Source organism: Euzebyella marina (assembly GCF_003687485.1).
Taxonomy (GTDB): domain Bacteria; phylum Bacteroidota; class Bacteroidia; order Flavobacteriales; family Flavobacteriaceae; genus Euzebyella; species Euzebyella marina.
Map to the genome: position 1 here is coordinate 2,481,655 of NZ_CP032050.1, position 16,556 is coordinate 2,498,210.

The following is a 16,556-nucleotide window of genomic DNA, read 5'->3' on the forward strand; positions in this document are numbered from 1 at the left end:
CGTAATGCTTATTGTTATAGGTGATAATTTCATTTTTTGTAGGAAAATACATTATTTAAATTAAATCCGAATTGCATGATGAAAAACTACGTTCGCAACTCTTTCATTTTAACCCATCTTTTGGCTCTTACGGCTTTGTGCAGCCATTATGTAAACGCGCAAGGTGAGCCATTTGAATGTGATTACAATGCCTATCTTTTTCAATATAACGATATTTACGCGGTAGATTTAGCCTCGGGCAGTGCCTATCTAGTTTCTGAAAATGTAACGCCGGGCAATATAAACGCTGCGGCCTATAACTCGGCCGACGGATATATTTGGGGATATTTGTCGACCCCAAGCAAATCAATCGTAAGAATAGGTAAGAATTTTTCAACGGATGTTTATACAATACCGGAACTACCGGATAGTAATAATAAGTATGTGGGAGATATTTCTATCGACGGTATTTATTATTTCAGGTCAGGCTCTTCAACTTATCACGCCGTTGACCTGAATCCTGAATCGAACAACTATTTAGAGTTTATTGGTTCTACCACCCTAAGTCAGAATATCAATATTCATGATTGGGCCTTTAATGCGGTTGATGGTAAGCTGTATACGGTTGAAAAAGGCACCAACATTCTCTATAGAATTGACGCACAAACAGGAGTAGTGCTTCCTTTAGGGGTAGTGCCCATACTTTCCGGACTCAACTATACTTTCGGTGCCGTCTATTTTGATGTAGATGGTAACTTCTATGTTTCTGCCAACCAAACCGGTTCTGTTTATAAAGTTAATAATGTGCACAATATATTGGCAGGAGGCCTCATTCAATCCAATATTTTCGCTTTTGGTCCTGCTTCTTCTCTTAATGATGGTGCGCGATGCCCTACGGCACCTGTACCACAAGAAGATTGCATCAATGGTCTTGATGATGATGGCGATGGTCTTGTAGACTGTGATGACCCGGCGTGCTCAGGGGTAGCCACCTGTCCGGAAATCAATCTAACTTCGGGTGCCAATGATGGAGGACTTGAAAGTAACGACCGTTTATCCGCTTTGATCAGTGAAAGAAATTATAAGAGGGCGGCAACCAATTATAAGTTTGATAAAAAAACCGCTAAAAGGCTTAAAAAGGGAGCATCTTACGGAAAAAGTGGTAAATATTCGGCAAACGCTATTCCGTTAGCAGACCTCATTCCCCTTGATATAATAGGAGAAACCAGCACCATTGAATCTTCACCAGCTGATTTACTTGATTTGACCAATGCTTCAGATATCTATTCCGTTGATTATTTAAAAGGCTCCGATAATATTGGTGCTTTGATGGTCATAAAGACCGAGAGTAAGGTTTATGAGCATAGCAAGTTTATCTGTGACCGATTTTTAGGCGCCCAATTACTTTCGGTTTCAAATATTCAACTAAGGGAAAAAGACTTTATTAAGTCGATTATCAAGCAACCTGACGGGGCTACTGAATTCGCTTTATCGTTCTCGGCCCGAATAGATGGTCAAGGTCAGTTTGTTATTGAATCGCATTGGAATATTGATGCTTATGCCGATAATTCATCGTACTACAATTTCCAAATTTGGGCCAATACAGTCGATGATCTTTTGGCATTGGCCGATGAAATATTGAACCTCTTAGAAGCAAGCGCTACCATCAGCGATTACAAGGCATCAACGCCGCCTCCTGTTTTTGTTAAATCAGCCAAATATGCTAACGGTAAGGTACTGTTGAACTTAGTTAACAATAATAAATCGGGGGGAATAGACCTTCAAGGTGGCTTAAAAAGAACGGAAACGCTTTCAACCGAAAGTATGTCGTTCAGTTCACCTATCGATGGGTATCTTGATTCCATATCGTTACAAACAGGTAGTCTCTTCGATTTTGGTTTTCGAGTGAGTAATACCAAAGGCGGAACACCAGATGATCTTTTTGTGGCTGATGCTCCTTGGGGTCTTGATGCTTCCGCGGAAGGTACTACGGTTAAGACCTATCAAGTGCTTGAATCGACCCAACCGTTTATGGAAGAAGGTTATTCTGTGGAAAGAAATATTGAGCTTAGCGGTCGCACTTCGAGTTACATTGGGGTCTACAGGGCACTGAGCCCAAGGTTTTCGGCGGTTGACCTTTCAGAATACGGAAAGTTAAGTTTTGAGGCGGAAGGTACAGGAACCCTTGAGGTAAAAATAACCAAGGGCGATGGTAGTACCTACTCCGCAAAGGTCGACCTTTCTGCTCAAACGGAGACGCATGTTATAGCAACTGATGACTTCACCAAGAACGGAAAAAGTACCGATTTCTCGAATATTAGGGTGCTTAATTTTAATCTTTTGGCCGAGAACGGTTCGGAAGAAGACAAATCTTTAAAACTCAAGAATGTTAGTTTCAACAATAAAGAGCAACCGAAAGCTTTTATTCTCGATGATACCAATAAATCTCTTTTATTCCCAAATCCTGTAAGAGAGTCTGCAGACCTCTATTTCTATGAGGAAAAAGCAGGTAGTTATCTGCTAGAAATTTATGATTTAACGGGAAAGAAGATGGTTCAGAATCAAATGAGCGGTGATTCACAAAAAGGACAAAATAAAATTACAATTCAAAAACATAGCCTTTCCCCTGGACTGTACCTTTATAAGCTTACCAGTTCGAATGATAGAATTTGGAGTGATAAGATTATGATAAAATAGAAAATTGGGGCCTACAAAACTCATTGTTGGGCATGAAAATTAGCTCTTTCATAAGTGCAGTTTCATGCCCTCATGACTTGCCATAAAACCCAGTTGTTTGTAAAATTCAAGAGCTTCGGTGCGATTTTTATCCGAGGTCAATTGAACTACGTGGGCCCCTTTTTCTTTTGCAAATTCAATTACCCAATCAAACATGTACTTTCCAAGGCCCCTACCACGGTGGTCTTGATGAATTCTTACGGCCTCAATTTGACATCTTATGCCTCCTCTATAGGTCAAATATTGTATAAAGCTCAATTGAAAAGTTCCCAATATGGAAGAATCTACATTTTCGAGCACCATTAAAAATTGATGGGGGTCTTTTTCAATAACCTCAAAAGCCTTGACATAATATTTCGGTAATGGCTTTTCAAAATTTTCTCGTAATCTACCCAATGGGTCATTGGCTAAAAGAGCCACTATTTCTGAAAGATCATTTAATTCAGCTTTACGTATGTTCATATGACCTGCTTTAATATTTGCTTGTATTACATCGAAATTTAAAATATCGATTTAAATCGATTGGTTTTTTCGGTTTTAAATTTTTTAGGGTGAGAAATAACGAAATTCTTACAATCTACACATGTTTTATTACAAAATGTAGGCTTTAACATTTTTAACTGTAAATAATAGATTACTTTTAATAGCCTTTTTTAAGATTTACTCTTTTAGGCCTTACTTATTGTCGACCTCTGCCCATACCTCTTTTGTTCCTCCTAGGTAGGGATATTTTACACATTCTAACATAAAACGATTTAAGGTGAAAGCACTGCTTTTTTACTGTACTCTTCTCTGTTTGCTATGGGGGTGCGGTACAAGAAAATCAGAAACCAACAAACCCATCTCAGCTACCAAAGCCATGAAAGAAATACGAGTTGATGAACAACAAGGTATGGTTGATTATCGAGAAGATTTACAAAAATTCATCATTACCTACCACCAAAAAGAAACTATCGACGGCCAGATTACCTGTATACCTGCCCAAAATGAAATGATTCCCCGAGACCTTCAAAAACCGGGAATACGCGTCGTTTTCTCCGGTTTACTTACCGAGGATCCTACTTTGCCACCACCCCGTATGGGAGGTGAGCAAGTTTTACTTCTTAAGGAGTTAGATAGCATGCATTTGTACAACAAAAACTAAAACATTTATCATGAGTGAAGTTGCAGAAAAAAAGAGCACAAAGAAGCTCAAAAAAGCGGAGTATGTTCCACAGAAATCAACGGACATCAGCGAGCTACAGAAACATTTACAGTTATTCGGGTATTTTAATCCGTCCGATGCGGCCTTTGGTACCGGAAACAATCGTCCGCCACAACCGGAAGACGCGGCCCTTGAGAGCCTGAAATCTTCTTATGTAGAACCGGGCACTATGGATGCCGCCACCGTTGAGGCATTAAAAAAATACCAAGAGTTTCACGGCCTGAAAATTACGGGTAAGTTAGACAAAGAAACTTTAGAAGAGTTAGATACGAGACGTTGTGGTATGCCTGACCTGGGTGAGTTCTCAACCCACGGCAATAAATGGTCAACTATGAACCTGACCTATGGTTTTGACAATTATACCACCGATAATGGGTTGACACAAGCTGCCATTCATGAGGCAATTGAACAGGCCTTTGCTTTATGGGCGGCTGAAACTCCATTAAGTTTTAGACGAGTCGCGAATAGCGCCAGTGCCGATATTCGTATCAAGTTTGTTTCGGGACCTCATGGCGATGGTTCTTCTTTTGACGGGCCGGGAGGGGTGTTGGCCCATGCCTATTATCCGCCACCAAATGCCGGCGCTTTGGCAGGAGATGCCCATTTTGATGAAGCCGAGTCGTGGACGATAAATATACCCACAGGCTCAGGAAAAGTGGACTTGGTCACGGTAGCTGCACACGAATTTGGCCATTCTCTTGGGTTAAGGCATTCAAGTGTAAACGGTTCTTTAATGTTTCCGAGCTATTCAGGGCCTATGAGATATCTACATGGAGATGACGTCGCAGGTATCACAACCATTTATGGGGGGTATTCGATAGAAAGTGCCCCATGGATTCATGGAACCAGTATTCAAGTAGAGTTTCCTGATCGGTTGGAACAAATCACCAGAGCTGGATTTTACACCTATTTGTACGGGAAACCCAATACTACTAATTGGTTTCATTTTGCCTTGCCCACTCCTGTAATTAAGGACCAAAAAAGGCTAAAAATTGTATGTGCCATTCTAAGGTTCAGAACATTTTCGAATAAAGCCTTGGTCAACCATGTTCATATTTATGATGGATATACCAAAATTGCGGCCCACAATAATTTGAATTTGTCTGGTGACAATTGGTTCAAAAAATTCGGGGTGGCCGATAAACCATCGGTCTATTGGGGTCTCGGAATTTCGATAGGCGTTTCTTTCGGAACCGGTAGCCTTAATGAAAGAAGAATGGATTTTGTAGCTGCGGGTTGTGATTTAATCAATTAAGAGTCTTGTAAACAAAAAAGGCCACCTTAATCAGTGGCCTTTTATAACTGTTGCTTTCGTAATTACTTTTAATGTTGCTCCACCCATTTTCTGGCATTGACAAATGCCTCTAACCAAGGAGATACGCTATCGTTTCTGTCTTTTGGGTAGTGAGCCCAGTTCCATGGGAAAATAGATCGCTCAATATGCGGCATTGTAACTAGGTGTCTTCCTGTTTTATCGCACATCATGGCGGTATTAAAATTACTTCCGTTGGGATTGGATGGGTACCCTTCGTAGCCATACTTGGCAACAATTTGGTATTTATCCTCTTCATAGGGCAGACTGAACTTGCCTTCGCCATGGGAAATCCATACGCCTAGTGTAGTTCCGGCCAAGCTCGATAGCATAACGGAGTTGTTCTCCTGTACTTGTACCGAGGTAAAGTTACTTTCGTGCTTGTTCGATTCATTATAGGTCAACCTACCGTGCGTTTCATGATCAGGATTGATAAGGTCGAGCTCCATAAAAAGTTGGCATCCGTTACATATACCAACAGAGAGCGTATCGGGTCGCGCAAAAAAGTTTTTTAAAGCAGCATTTGCCTTTTCGTTGTATTTTATGGCCCCGGCCCATCCTTTGGCGCTTCCTAACACATCTGAGTTGGAGAATCCGCCTACGGCACCTATAAATTGAATATCCTCTAAAGTTTCCCTACCGGTAATCAAATCGGTCATATGAACATCCTTCACATCAAATCCTGCCAAATACATAGCATTGGCCATTTCCCTCTCCGAGTTACTTCCTTTTTCACGTAAAATGGCGGCTTTTGGCCTGCTACCGGAAAAAGGCTTGTAGTCTGTCAGGTCTATCTTTGGGTTTGAAGGAAAGGTGTATGCCAAAGGTTGTTTCTTATAGTTTTGATAGCGGTCTTTGGCGAGACCTTTAGCGGTTTGTTTTTCATCTAAAAGGTATGACGTTTTATACCACATGTCACGTAATGTAGACACGTTCAGACCCATTTGAACCCCATGGTTATTGATACTTAGAACGGCTTGATCACTTACCTCTCCAATTTTTATGAAATCAATGTCTTGTTCTTCAAGAAGTTTTTCAGCTTTTTCATCTTTGAGCTGAAAAACGACTCCAGAGTTTTCAGAAAATAAAAGTTTGATAGTATCATTTTCTTGAAGATCTGTAAGATCAAGATTGGCACCCAAGTTTAAGTCGGCAAAGCACATTTCGAGTAATGTAGTAATCAATCCGCCAGAGGCCACATCATGCCCGGCAACTATGGCGCCACTTCTTATCAGCTTTTGAATCGATTCAAATACCGATTTGAAATAAGAAGTATCATTGATAGTAGGGGCATCGTTACCGATTGCTTTTCTAATTTGAGAAAAGGATGAGCCGCCAAGTTTGAACGAATCTTTCGAAAGATTTACGTAGTATATGGCGCCGGCGTTTTTTTGAAAAACGGGCTCAATTACCTTCTTTATGTCATCGCAATGCGCCGCTGCGGAAATAATTACCGTTCCCGGTGAAATAACGTCACCGTCTTTATATTTCTGTTTCATTGACAGGGAATCTTTACCGGTCGGCACATTGATTCCTAATTCAATAGAAAAATCTGAAACAGCCTGGACCGCTTCATACAAGCGCGCATCTTCCCCTTCGTTTTTGCAAGGCCACATCCAGTTGGCAGATAAGGAAACTGACTTTAGGCCGTCTTTCAACGGCGCCCAAACGATATTGGTCAGGGCTTCTGCGATACTATTTTTACTGCCCGCTGCAGGATTGATAAGCCCAGAAATAGGGGAGTGGCCGATACTGGTCGCTATACCGTTGTTTCCTTTAAAATCCATGGTCATTACTGCACAGTTGTTCAAAGGCAATTGTAAAGGTCCGGCACATTGTTGTTTGGCCACGCGGCCGCCCACACAGCGATCTACTTTATTGGTCAACCAATCTTTACAGGCCACGGCCTCCAATTGTAAAACTTGATCTAAATAGTCATGAAAATGCTCTAATGAATATTGAGGCTCTTTATAAGTTCGCTTGACCGTTGTATCGGTCATAGTGGTCTTCGGTGAACTCCCGAAAATATCAGAAAGGTTAACGTCCATTGGTTTGACCCCTGTAGTCTTTGATTCAAAGGTAAAGCGGTCATCTCCCGTTACATCGCCCACCTCGTACATTGGTGAACGTTCACGATCGGCAATACGATGTAAGAGGTCAATGTTCTTTTGACCGATTACAAGACCCATTCTTTCTTGCGATTCGTTACCGATAATTTCTTTGGCCGATAAGGTAGGATCCCCCACAGGTAATTGATCTAGGTCGATTTTTCCTCCGGTTTCCTCTACCAGTTCAGAGAGACAGTTCAAATGCCCTCCGGCACCATGGTCGTGAATGGAGATAATGGTATTTTCATCGCTTTCGACCATGCCTCGAATGGCATTGGCCGCTCTTTTTTGCATTTCAGGATTGGAGCGTTGAACAGCGTTCAGCTCGATGGCGGAACTAAACTCACCTGTATCGGCACTGGAAACGGCAGCTCCGCCCATTCCAATACGGTAATTATCTCCTCCAAGAATTACAATTTTATCACCCTCTTTCGGACTCTCTTTTAACGCTTGGTCATTTTTGCCATAACCAATACCACCCGCCTGCATAATTACCTTGTCATAACCAAGCCTTCTCGGATTAGTATGGCCCTCATTGGACTCTTTGTTTTCATCATGTTCAAAAGTTAGAACGGAGCCGGCAATCAAGGGTTGTCCAAATTTATTTCCAAAATCCGATGCCCCATTGGAGGCTTTGATTAAGATATCGATAGGGGTTTGATATAACCATTCCCTTTCTTTCATATTCTGTTCCCACGGTCTTTCTTCTTCAAGTCTGGAATAAGCGGTCATGTAAACTGCGGTACCCGCCAAAGGCAACGATCCCTTACCACCGGCCAAACGGTCACGAATTTCACCACCCGATCCCGTAGCGGCACCGTTAAAAGGTTCCACAGTGGTAGGAAAGTTATGGGTTTCAGCCTTTAAGGAAATAACCGATTCAAATTCTCTCTCCTCATAAAAATCAGGTTTATCGGCACTTTTAGGTGCAAATTGTACTGCTTTCGGCCCTTTTAAAAAGGCGACGTTGTCTTTATAGGCCGAAACAATATCGTTCGGGTTTTCCTGAGAGGTCTTTTTGATCAGTTTAAAAAGCGACGAAGGCATTTCTTGACCGTCGATGACAAAAGTGCCATTGAAAATTTTGTGTCTACAATGCTCAGAGTTTACTTGGCTAAAGCCAAAAACTTCGGAGTCAGTGAGTTTTCTCCCCATCTTTTTAGAAAGATCGTTGAGGTAATCAACTTCCTCGCTGCTTAGCGCCAAACCTTCTTTTTCGTTATAGGCAGCAATATCATCGATTTCAAGAATCGGCTCAGGAACCACATGTATGTCGTAAATATCTTGATCTAGCTTCTGATATTTTTGAGATAGCATCGGGTCAAAATCGGTAAAGTCTTTTTTGACCGATTGAAACTCCTCAATTCGAACAACACCGGTAACGCCCATATTTTGGGTTATCTCGGTCGCATTGGTACTCCACGGGGTGATCATTGCTGCCCGCGGGCCAACAAAAAAGGCGTCAATAGACGCCGTGTTTATGATAGGTTGGTTGCCGAACAACCAAACAAGTTTATTAATGTCTTCTTGCGAAAGTTCGCTGGAGACCTGTACAGCGAAAACTTTGGTATTGGCATTACCGAAAAAAAGAACCATTGAATCTTAGGATTGATAGTTTTTAAGAAAGCACAAATTTACAGCTTTTCGGTGAAAGCTTCTAGAAGAAAAATTAACAGTATCAACAACAAATTGTTGATTACTTCTTCTGTAAAAGAGCCATGTAAAAACCGTCAAAACCTGATTGCGAAGCAAATATATTCTTGTCTTTCACCAAACTGAAATCTTTACCTTCTTCCGATTGAAGAAATGATTGAACTTGATTTCCGTTCTCTTGAGGTAAAATAGAACAAGTAGCATAAACCATTTTGCCACCGGGTTTCACAATTTTGCTATAACTACGAATAATATCTGCTTGTGTAGCCAAAATCTTGTCGAGAAATTCTGGTTGTAATTTCCATTTGGTATCCGGGTTTCTACGAATAACACCCAAACCTGTACACGGCGCATCGATCAATACCCTATCGGCACTACCATATAATTTCTTGAATACTTTGGTCGAATCGATTTCCCGGGTTTCAATATTATGGGCACCGTTGCGTCGGGCACGTCTTTTCAATTCCTTTAGCTTACTAATGTAAACATCCATAGAAATCAATTGGCCCTTGTTTTCCATGAGCGCAGCTAAATGCAGTGATTTTCCACCTGCACCGGCACAGGTGTCGACCACTCGTTGCCCAGGTTGCACATCTAACAGTTCTGAAACTAACTGTGAAGAAGCGTCTTGAACCTCAAATAGGCCATCTTTAAAGGCCTGTGTCACAAAAACGTTGGCACGCTCCACAAGTTTGAGAGCCAAAGGGTAGCCTTTGATAGGTTCTGCAACGATACCCTCGTCGAGCAATGTTTTTCTTAGTTTCTCGCGGGTTGTTTTTAAGGTATTGGAGCGTAAAATGACTTCTGCCTGCTCGTTGAGGGCGGCAATTTCCTTGGTCCAAAGTTCATCGCCCAATGCTTTTTCGCATAATTCATCTATCCAATCCGGAATCGCTTCGCGGTACTTCCTAATTTTGGAGAGCTCATCAAATTTGCCTTTTATCCTTCTTTCGGGTGTTGGTTCAATCTGTTTCCAATCGGGTAACTGAATGCCTTTCAAAACGGCCCAAACCGCCCACATTCTAAAAAGCTCTGGTCTGTTGAAAGGAGCTTTAACCCCCGCGATTTCGGCATACAACCTTTTATAGCGAACCATTTCGTAGGTAGTTTCGGCAATGAAGCCACGGTCTCTGCTTCCCCATCGCTTATCGAACTTCAATACCTTTTGCACTACCTTATCGGCATATTCGCCTTCATTAAATATTAAATGTAGCGCATCAATTACGGCAAACACAAGATTTCGGTGTAGTCTCATAAAGTTCGTTTCTAAAAAGGTGGGTGCAAAGGTATTGTATTCATGGCGAATGGCTCTATTTTTGACAAAATTTATAATCATGCAGAGATTAGGTGCTATTGTTTGTTTGCTAATCCTTCTTTCTTGTCAAGAGGTGGATAAAAGAAAGCCGTTTACGTCGGTGTCTGTTACCGATGTTTACGAAGATTCAGTCAGTATAAGGGCTATTGAGCTAATGGGCGAGAGTTTGGCTTTTGCAGGCAGCAACGGTATTTTCGGTAGTATAAATTTAAATACCCATAAAGTTCGGACAAATATACAGAAGTATGATTCCATCACGCCAGAGTTTAGGGCTGTCGGGCACACGTCTACCGATTTTTTTATGCTGTCGGTCGCTACACCGGCGTTACTTTACAAAACGGGTGACAAAGGAAAAATGGAACTTGTATATAAAGAGGAAGGGGAGCATGTTTTTTATGATTCGCTTAAATTTTTTAACGATTCGGATGGAATAGCCGTTGGAGACAGTTTCGAGGGCTGCCTTAGTATACTTATGACTGATGATGGAGGCAATAATTGGTCGAAACTACCGTGTGATGAACTACCTAAAGCATTGGAAGGGGAGGGGGCTTTCGCGGCCAGTAACACTAATGTTGAAATACAAGGGGATAAGGTTTGGATTGCTACTACCGGAGGTAGATTGTATCATTCTACCAATAAGGGAAAAATTTGGACCATTCAAGACACGCCAATAGAAGGATCGGAACCAACCCAAGGAATTTATTCGTTGGATTTCTACAATGAAGAGATTGGTCTAGCCATAGGAGGCGACTATACTCAACCCGATGGTAAAAAAGATAATAAGGCCATTACTTTGGATGGAGGTAATACTTGGAACTTAATAGCGGATGGTTTAGAACCGGGATATAAAAGCTGTATTCAGTTTGTTCCTAAATCGGAAGGTAAGGAGATAGTGGCCCTTGGTTTTACCGGAATTTCCTAATCATCTGATCAGGGTAAAACATGGTCGGCCCTTTCTCAAGAACCCTTCTATACCCTTCGATTCGTTAACGATTCTGTTGCGTATGCTGCTGGAAAAAACAGAATTTCAAGATTGGTATTTAAATAAGAGATTGAAACCCGAAATTTGCTTAAAAAACTTATTGAGGCCTAATTGTAGCCCATTTTTTCCCGATATTGTTTGATAAGTTGCTTCTTAAATTCTTCTTCGGAGCGTAGTAGAAGTAGTGTTTTCTTCGCGGAAATAGCTTTGCTGACCGCTTCTAAGTAATCTTTTTCGATTTTTTCCTCTTCCTGCTCATAGTCCAAATATTTCTCTACAAGGGCTTGGGCCTCCTTTTCAGAAATATCGCTCGCATCCTTTATTTTAGAACGAACCTCTCTCCATTGCACATGCCTAAGTGATTCTTTGTTGCTTTCATATTGATTATAAAGCGGCCAGAATTCTTGAGCTTCTTTTGTGCTTAGATTGAGCTTTTCGGTCAGAAATGCAACCTTTAGCGCGTTGATTTTATCTTTTTTAGAATGCTCTTGTGCGAAAGATAGGGTAGAAGCAAAAGCTACCATGCATGCAATCAGAATTTTTCGGCTATTCATCATAATCAAGATTTAGGGCTTCAATATCCTCAATATTTTCATTGAGATAATCGACCATTTGTTCTTCAACAAAACGGCTTTCCATTACGTCGTAAACCTCTAATTGGTCAATTGGTATAACATCTGCTATTTCATAACTGGTAAGCCCGATATCATTGTTTTCAAAATAGGCATCGATTTCCGAATTGGCCAAGTCGTCAAAAGTTGGCTCATCGGAAACACCCAATTTTATGAATATGGCGATAAGTAATATGGCAGCGATAGAAGCTGCTATGTAATAATAGTTTCTGTAATTACTGCGTAATGATATGACCTTGCTTTTCTCTTCAGCCAAAGTATCGAGCAGCCTTCCTTCAAAAGAATCAAAATAATCTTTCGGAATAGCAAACCCATCATCTTCAGGTAAAGTGCTCTCGCTTGAAGAAAGCTTTTCAAATAGCTTTTCTTCAAAACCCTCAAAATAATTTTTGGGCGTATTAAACGGATTATTTTTATTTAGGTCGCTCATTGCTTTTATTTGACACTCAAAAACTTAAAAGGTTTAATCGGTTTTGAGATAAGCTTCAATTTTTTTAACCGCTAAATGATAACTTGCTTTAAGACCACCTACCGAAGTTTCTAAAATTTCTGAAATTTCTTCGTATTTAAGGTCTTGAAAATACTTCATATTGAAAACCAACTTTTGCTTTTCTGGCAATGTGGCAATCGCCTTTTGAAGCTTTAGTTGAATTTCATCACCTTCAAAATATACGTCTGCTTGTAAGTTTTGGACGATATTTTCTTGCAATTCGGCATCGGTGTAGCCGTTGCGTTTCGCTTTTTTCTTGAGAAAGGAGAGCGCCTCGTTGGTAGCTATTCGATAGAGCCATGAATACAACTTGCTCTCCCCCTTAAATCCGTCGATATTCCTGTATACTTTGATGAACGTATTCTGAAGAACATCATCGGTATCATCGTGATTAAGAACAATTCGGCGAATATGCCAATACAGGGGCTTTTTGTAAGTACTTACCAATACTTCAAAGGCACTTGCAGAACTTTCTTTTTGCTTTAATTGTTGAACTAAAGTTTCTTCGGAAACCAAATAGATGCACTTTAGATATACTATTAGACCTTGACCAAGATAAAAGGTTTAATCCGTAATGCAATGATTACTATAATTTTAAAAATTAATTAGCAAGTGATTGCATGGCCACCAATTTTTTGTAGACACCATCTCTTTCCAAAAGTTCACTATGGGTACCCTTCTCGACTATTTCTCCTTTTTGGAGAACAACTATCGTATCGGCGTTTTGAATGGTTGAAAGACGATGTGCAATGACAATTGAGGTTCTGTTTAGCATCATTTTTTCCAATGCATCTTGCACCAAGCGTTCACTTTCGGTATCTAGGGCCGAAGTAGCCTCATCTAAAACCATGATAGGCGGGTTCTTGAGAACTGCCCGGGCAATGGAAAGACGCTGCTTTTGGCCGCCACTCAGTTTATTACCGCTATCGCCGATATTGGTGTGATAACCTTCCGGTAACTCAGAAATGAATTCATGGGCATTGGCAATTTTAGCCGCTTCAATTATTTCTGCCTCTGAAGCATCTTTTTTACCTAGAGCTATATTGTTGGCTACCGTATCGTTAAAAAGTATGGAGTCTTGGGTAACCAAGCCCAATAATGACCGTAATGAGCTTTTGGTCACGTCTTTGATGCTATGGCCATCTAAAGCGATAGCTCCTTCATTAACGTCATAAAATCTGGTTATAAGGTTAGCGATGGTGCTTTTACCACTACCTGATTGGCCAACCAAGGCCACCGTGTGCCCTTTTGGAACACTAAGGTTAAAATTCTTCAATACGTATTCATCCTCATACTTGAAGGAAACATTCTGTAGTTCGATACCCCTTTCAAAACTTGAGATTTCAACAGCATTCGGTTTGTCGGAAATAGGGTTTTCGGTTTCCAAAATCTCCAGTACCCGTTCCGCTGCTGCATTTCCTTTTTTTACTCCGTACGAAGCTTTGCTGATGGCTTTTGCCGGGGTCAAAATGTTGTATGCCAGCCCCATGTAAGCAATAAAAGAGGAAGGGTCCAGTGTTTCTTCTACCAGAACCATTCGGCCACCAAACCACAATAAAACCCCTATGACCAGAATACCAAGAAACTCACCTGTTGGAGAAGCTAAATTTTGTCTATTCAACAAAGTATTCGAAAACCTAAAAAATCGTTTGGTCGAGCGAGAAAATAATTGGTAAAAGTGAGACTCGGCATTAAAGGCTTTTATAACCCTTAAACCGCCAAGAGTTTCTTCAACAATAGATAAAAACTCGCCCTGTTCTCGTTGTACTCGGTCCGATTTTTTCTTTAAAGATTTTCCGATTCTTGAAATGATGGCTCCTGCGATGGGTATAAATATAAAGACAAACAATGTGAGCTTCGTACTGATGCCGAACATGATGAGAATGGTAAACAAGATGGTGAGTGGCTCTCTAACTATCAATTCTAGGATCGATAGAAAAGAATGCTGAATTTCAAGTACATCAGATGTTATTCTGGCAATGACATCACCCTTTCGCTTCTCGGAGTAGAATGACACAGGTAACTCTACGATTTTCTGGTACATTTTATTTCGAATGTCTTTCAATACACCATTTCTTAAGAAGGTAATGAAATACATGGCCAAATAATTGAAAAAATTCTTTAGCAGAAACAGTACCAAAACAAGACCAATTACTAGAACCAGGCCTTTCATCTCGTCATCACCGGAATACACGGTGACCCTGTAATTGATATAATCTTGAAGGTAATCTTTAAGTTGCCCAAAACCCTCATATACAGGCTCAACGGTCACCTTGTTTTCAGGTTTGAAAAGAACATCTAGCATAGGAATCAGCGCCGCAAATGAAAGGGCGCTGAACAATGCATAAAGAATATTAAAAAAGATGTTTAAATAGCCGTATTTGCTATAAGGTTTTGCAAACCTGAGAATCTTCTTAAAGTAATCCATTAACCGAGGTTAAGTTCGCCCAAGATGGTATTTATTTTCTCATCTAGCTCTGCAGAGACCTTTTTGTAATCTTCAGCCTTTTCTAATTTACCGTTGGTGCTAATGTAAAACTTTACCTTTGGTTCTGTTCCGCTAGGTCTGGCAGCGATTCGAGTACCATCTTCCGTTTCGTAAATCAATACATTCGATTTGGGAATGTCAATGGCTTTTTCTTCGCCGGTGATTACATTTTTCGCTATCGATGTATTATAATCTTCGATCCATACAACTTTTGAACCGGCCACTGTAGAAACAGGATTTTCTTTGAAATCTTTTAGCATTTGCTTGATTTCTTCGGCACCGCTCATTCCCTTTTTGGTGATGGAGATAAGTTTCTCTTTATAAAAACCGTAATCAACATAACATTGAATCAAATCTTTGTAGAAAGAGCTCCCGTTCGCTTTTGCTTGAGAAGCAATTTCACAGGCCAATAGAGTAGAAGTAACGGCATCTTTATCTCTCACGAAATCACCCACCATATAGCCATAGCTTTCTTCGCCGCCACCGACAAAATGAGATTCAGGAAAATCTTTAATCATCTTTCCTATCCATTTAAATCCGGTCAATGCAGTTTTGAACTCAACGCCGTAGGCATTTGCCATTTTTTCCATCATTGGGGTAGAGACAATGGTAGTTGCTACAAATTCATTACCCTTGAAACCTTTTTCTTTCTGCTGTTCCAACAGAAATTTGGTCATAAGAACCATAGCCTGGTTACCGTTTACAATTTCCATTTGACCATCAAGGTTACGAACTACAATACCCAAACGATCACTGTCAGGGTCTGTACCTACGACCATGTCTGCACCTATTTCTTCCGCCTTTTTAATGGCCATCGATAGGGCCTCGCTTTCTTCGGGGTTAGGTGATTTAACAGTGGGGAAATTGCCGTTCGGCACCGCTTGCTCTTCAATGATAGTAACATTCTTGTATCCCGCTCGTTCAAGCACCTCAGGTATGGCGGTTATGGAAGTTCCGTGTAACGAGGTAAAGACTATTTTAAAATTATCCTTTCCCTTTGCATCAAAATTACCATTAGCTACCGAGGCTTCAAAAAATGCTTCGTCAACTTCTTTGTCAATTAATTTGATCAAAGATTCGTTCGCGTCAAAATTGATATCTTCATAAGCCAAGGCATTAATTTCGGATATGATTTCACCATCCTGCGGAGGTACTATTTGTCCGCCATCAGTCCAGTAAACCTTGTATCCATTGTATTCAGGCGGATTGTGTGATGCTGTCAATACGATACCAGCATGACATTTAAGATGTCTTACGGCAAATGAAAGCTCAGGTGTGGTACGAAGGCTTGAGAAAAGATAAACATTGATTCCGTTCGCAGAAAGAACTTCGGCGACCGTTCTGGCCAAGGTGTCGCTATTGTTTCTACAATCAAATGCGATAACTACCTTAATATTTTCGCCATCATAGACTTTTTTCAAATAATTGCTAAGGCCTTGCGTACTTTTACCCAAGGTGTATTTGTTGATTCTATTCGTGCCAACGCCCATAACACCACGCATTCCGCCTGTTCCGAATTCCATATTCTTGTAGAACCTGTCTTTAAGTTCTTCGGTATCGTTGGCGATAAGGTCTTGTATTTCTTTTTTAACGGCCGGATCGAAAAAATCGGTCAACCAGCTTTTAGCGGTGTTCAAAATGGCATCCATAGTATATA

Annotated in this window: 12 protein-coding genes; 4 read left to right on the forward strand and 8 right to left on the reverse strand. The window is 40.7% G+C overall.

Features of this window, described 5'->3' with window-relative positions:
* The first annotated feature begins 75 nt into the window (after window positions 1-75).
* Window positions 76-2,676: a DUF6923 family protein gene (locus D1013_RS10555; protein ID WP_225621473.1), complete on the forward strand. Its 2,601-nt coding sequence runs from the start codon at window positions 76-78 to the stop codon at window positions 2,674-2,676.
* Between the two features lie 48 nt (window positions 2,677-2,724).
* Here the strand turns inward: D1013_RS10555 and D1013_RS10560 are convergent, their stop codons facing one another.
* Window positions 2,725-3,177, reverse strand: coding sequence for a GNAT family N-acetyltransferase (locus D1013_RS10560; RefSeq protein ID WP_121848796.1), 453 nt, complete (start codon window positions 3,175-3,177; stop codon window positions 2,725-2,727).
* Between the two features lie 397 nt (window positions 3,178-3,574).
* Here D1013_RS10560 and D1013_RS10565 point away from each other — a divergent pair, with 397 nt between their 5' ends.
* A complete protein-coding gene (locus tag D1013_RS10565) occupies window positions 3,575-3,859 on the forward strand; it encodes a hypothetical protein (RefSeq protein ID WP_162987882.1) in 285 nt (94 codons plus the stop codon).
* A gap of 10 nt (window positions 3,860-3,869) precedes the next feature.
* Window positions 3,870-5,174, forward strand: coding sequence for a DUF6623 family protein (locus D1013_RS10570; RefSeq protein ID WP_121848798.1), 1,305 nt, complete (start codon window positions 3,870-3,872; stop codon window positions 5,172-5,174).
* A 68-nt stretch (window positions 5,175-5,242) separates the two neighbouring features.
* Here the strand turns inward: D1013_RS10570 and purL are convergent, their stop codons facing one another.
* Together purL and D1013_RS10580 are read right to left on the reverse strand one after the other, a co-directional pair.
* Window positions 5,243-8,935: a phosphoribosylformylglycinamidine synthase gene (purL, locus tag D1013_RS10575; RefSeq protein WP_121848799.1), complete on the reverse strand. Its 3,693-nt coding sequence runs from the start codon at window positions 8,933-8,935 to the stop codon at window positions 5,243-5,245.
* Between the two features lie 100 nt (window positions 8,936-9,035).
* Window positions 9,036-10,247: an RsmB/NOP family class I SAM-dependent RNA methyltransferase gene (locus D1013_RS10580; protein ID WP_121850690.1), complete on the reverse strand. Its 1,212-nt coding sequence runs from the start codon at window positions 10,245-10,247 to the stop codon at window positions 9,036-9,038.
* 79 nt (window positions 10,248-10,326) lie between these two features.
* On the opposite strand from D1013_RS10580, the gene D1013_RS10585 reads away from it, so the two are divergent.
* Complete coding sequence (locus tag D1013_RS10585; protein WP_317125468.1) at window positions 10,327-11,229, forward strand: WD40/YVTN/BNR-like repeat-containing protein; 903 nt, start codon at window positions 10,327-10,329, stop codon at window positions 11,227-11,229.
* 167 nt (window positions 11,230-11,396) lie between these two features.
* On the opposite strand, the gene D1013_RS10590 is transcribed toward D1013_RS10585, so the two are convergent.
* The 5 genes from D1013_RS10590 to D1013_RS10610 all read right to left on the reverse strand — a co-directional run bounded on the left by D1013_RS10590 (window position 11,397) and on the right by D1013_RS10610 (window position 16,548).
* The gene (locus tag D1013_RS10590) at window positions 11,397-11,846 is read right to left on the reverse strand and encodes a hypothetical protein (RefSeq protein ID WP_121848800.1); all 450 of its coding nucleotides are present in this window, start codon (window positions 11,844-11,846) and stop codon (window positions 11,397-11,399) included.
* Window positions 11,836-12,351 carry a hypothetical protein gene (locus D1013_RS10595; RefSeq protein ID WP_121848801.1) on the reverse strand — a complete coding sequence of 172 codons (516 nt, stop codon included), beginning with the start codon at window positions 12,349-12,351 and terminating at the stop codon, window positions 11,836-11,838. Before D1013_RS10595 ends, D1013_RS10590 begins: the two co-directional genes overlap by 11 nt.
* Before the next feature lie 33 nt (window positions 12,352-12,384).
* Window positions 12,385-12,927 (reverse strand): RNA polymerase sigma factor, encoded by a 543-nt coding sequence (locus D1013_RS10600; RefSeq protein WP_121848802.1) that lies wholly within the window; start codon window positions 12,925-12,927, stop codon window positions 12,385-12,387.
* An 85-nt stretch (window positions 12,928-13,012) separates the two neighbouring features.
* On the reverse strand, window positions 13,013-14,839 hold the full coding sequence (locus tag D1013_RS10605) for an ABC transporter ATP-binding protein (protein ID WP_121848803.1): 1,827 nt from the start codon (window positions 14,837-14,839) through the stop codon (window positions 13,013-13,015).
* Complete coding sequence (locus tag D1013_RS10610) at window positions 14,839-16,548, reverse strand: phospho-sugar mutase (RefSeq protein WP_121848804.1); 1,710 nt, start codon at window positions 16,546-16,548, stop codon at window positions 14,839-14,841. Before D1013_RS10610 ends, D1013_RS10605 begins: the two co-directional genes overlap by 1 nt.
* Between the last annotated feature and the right edge of the window lie 8 nt (window positions 16,549-16,556).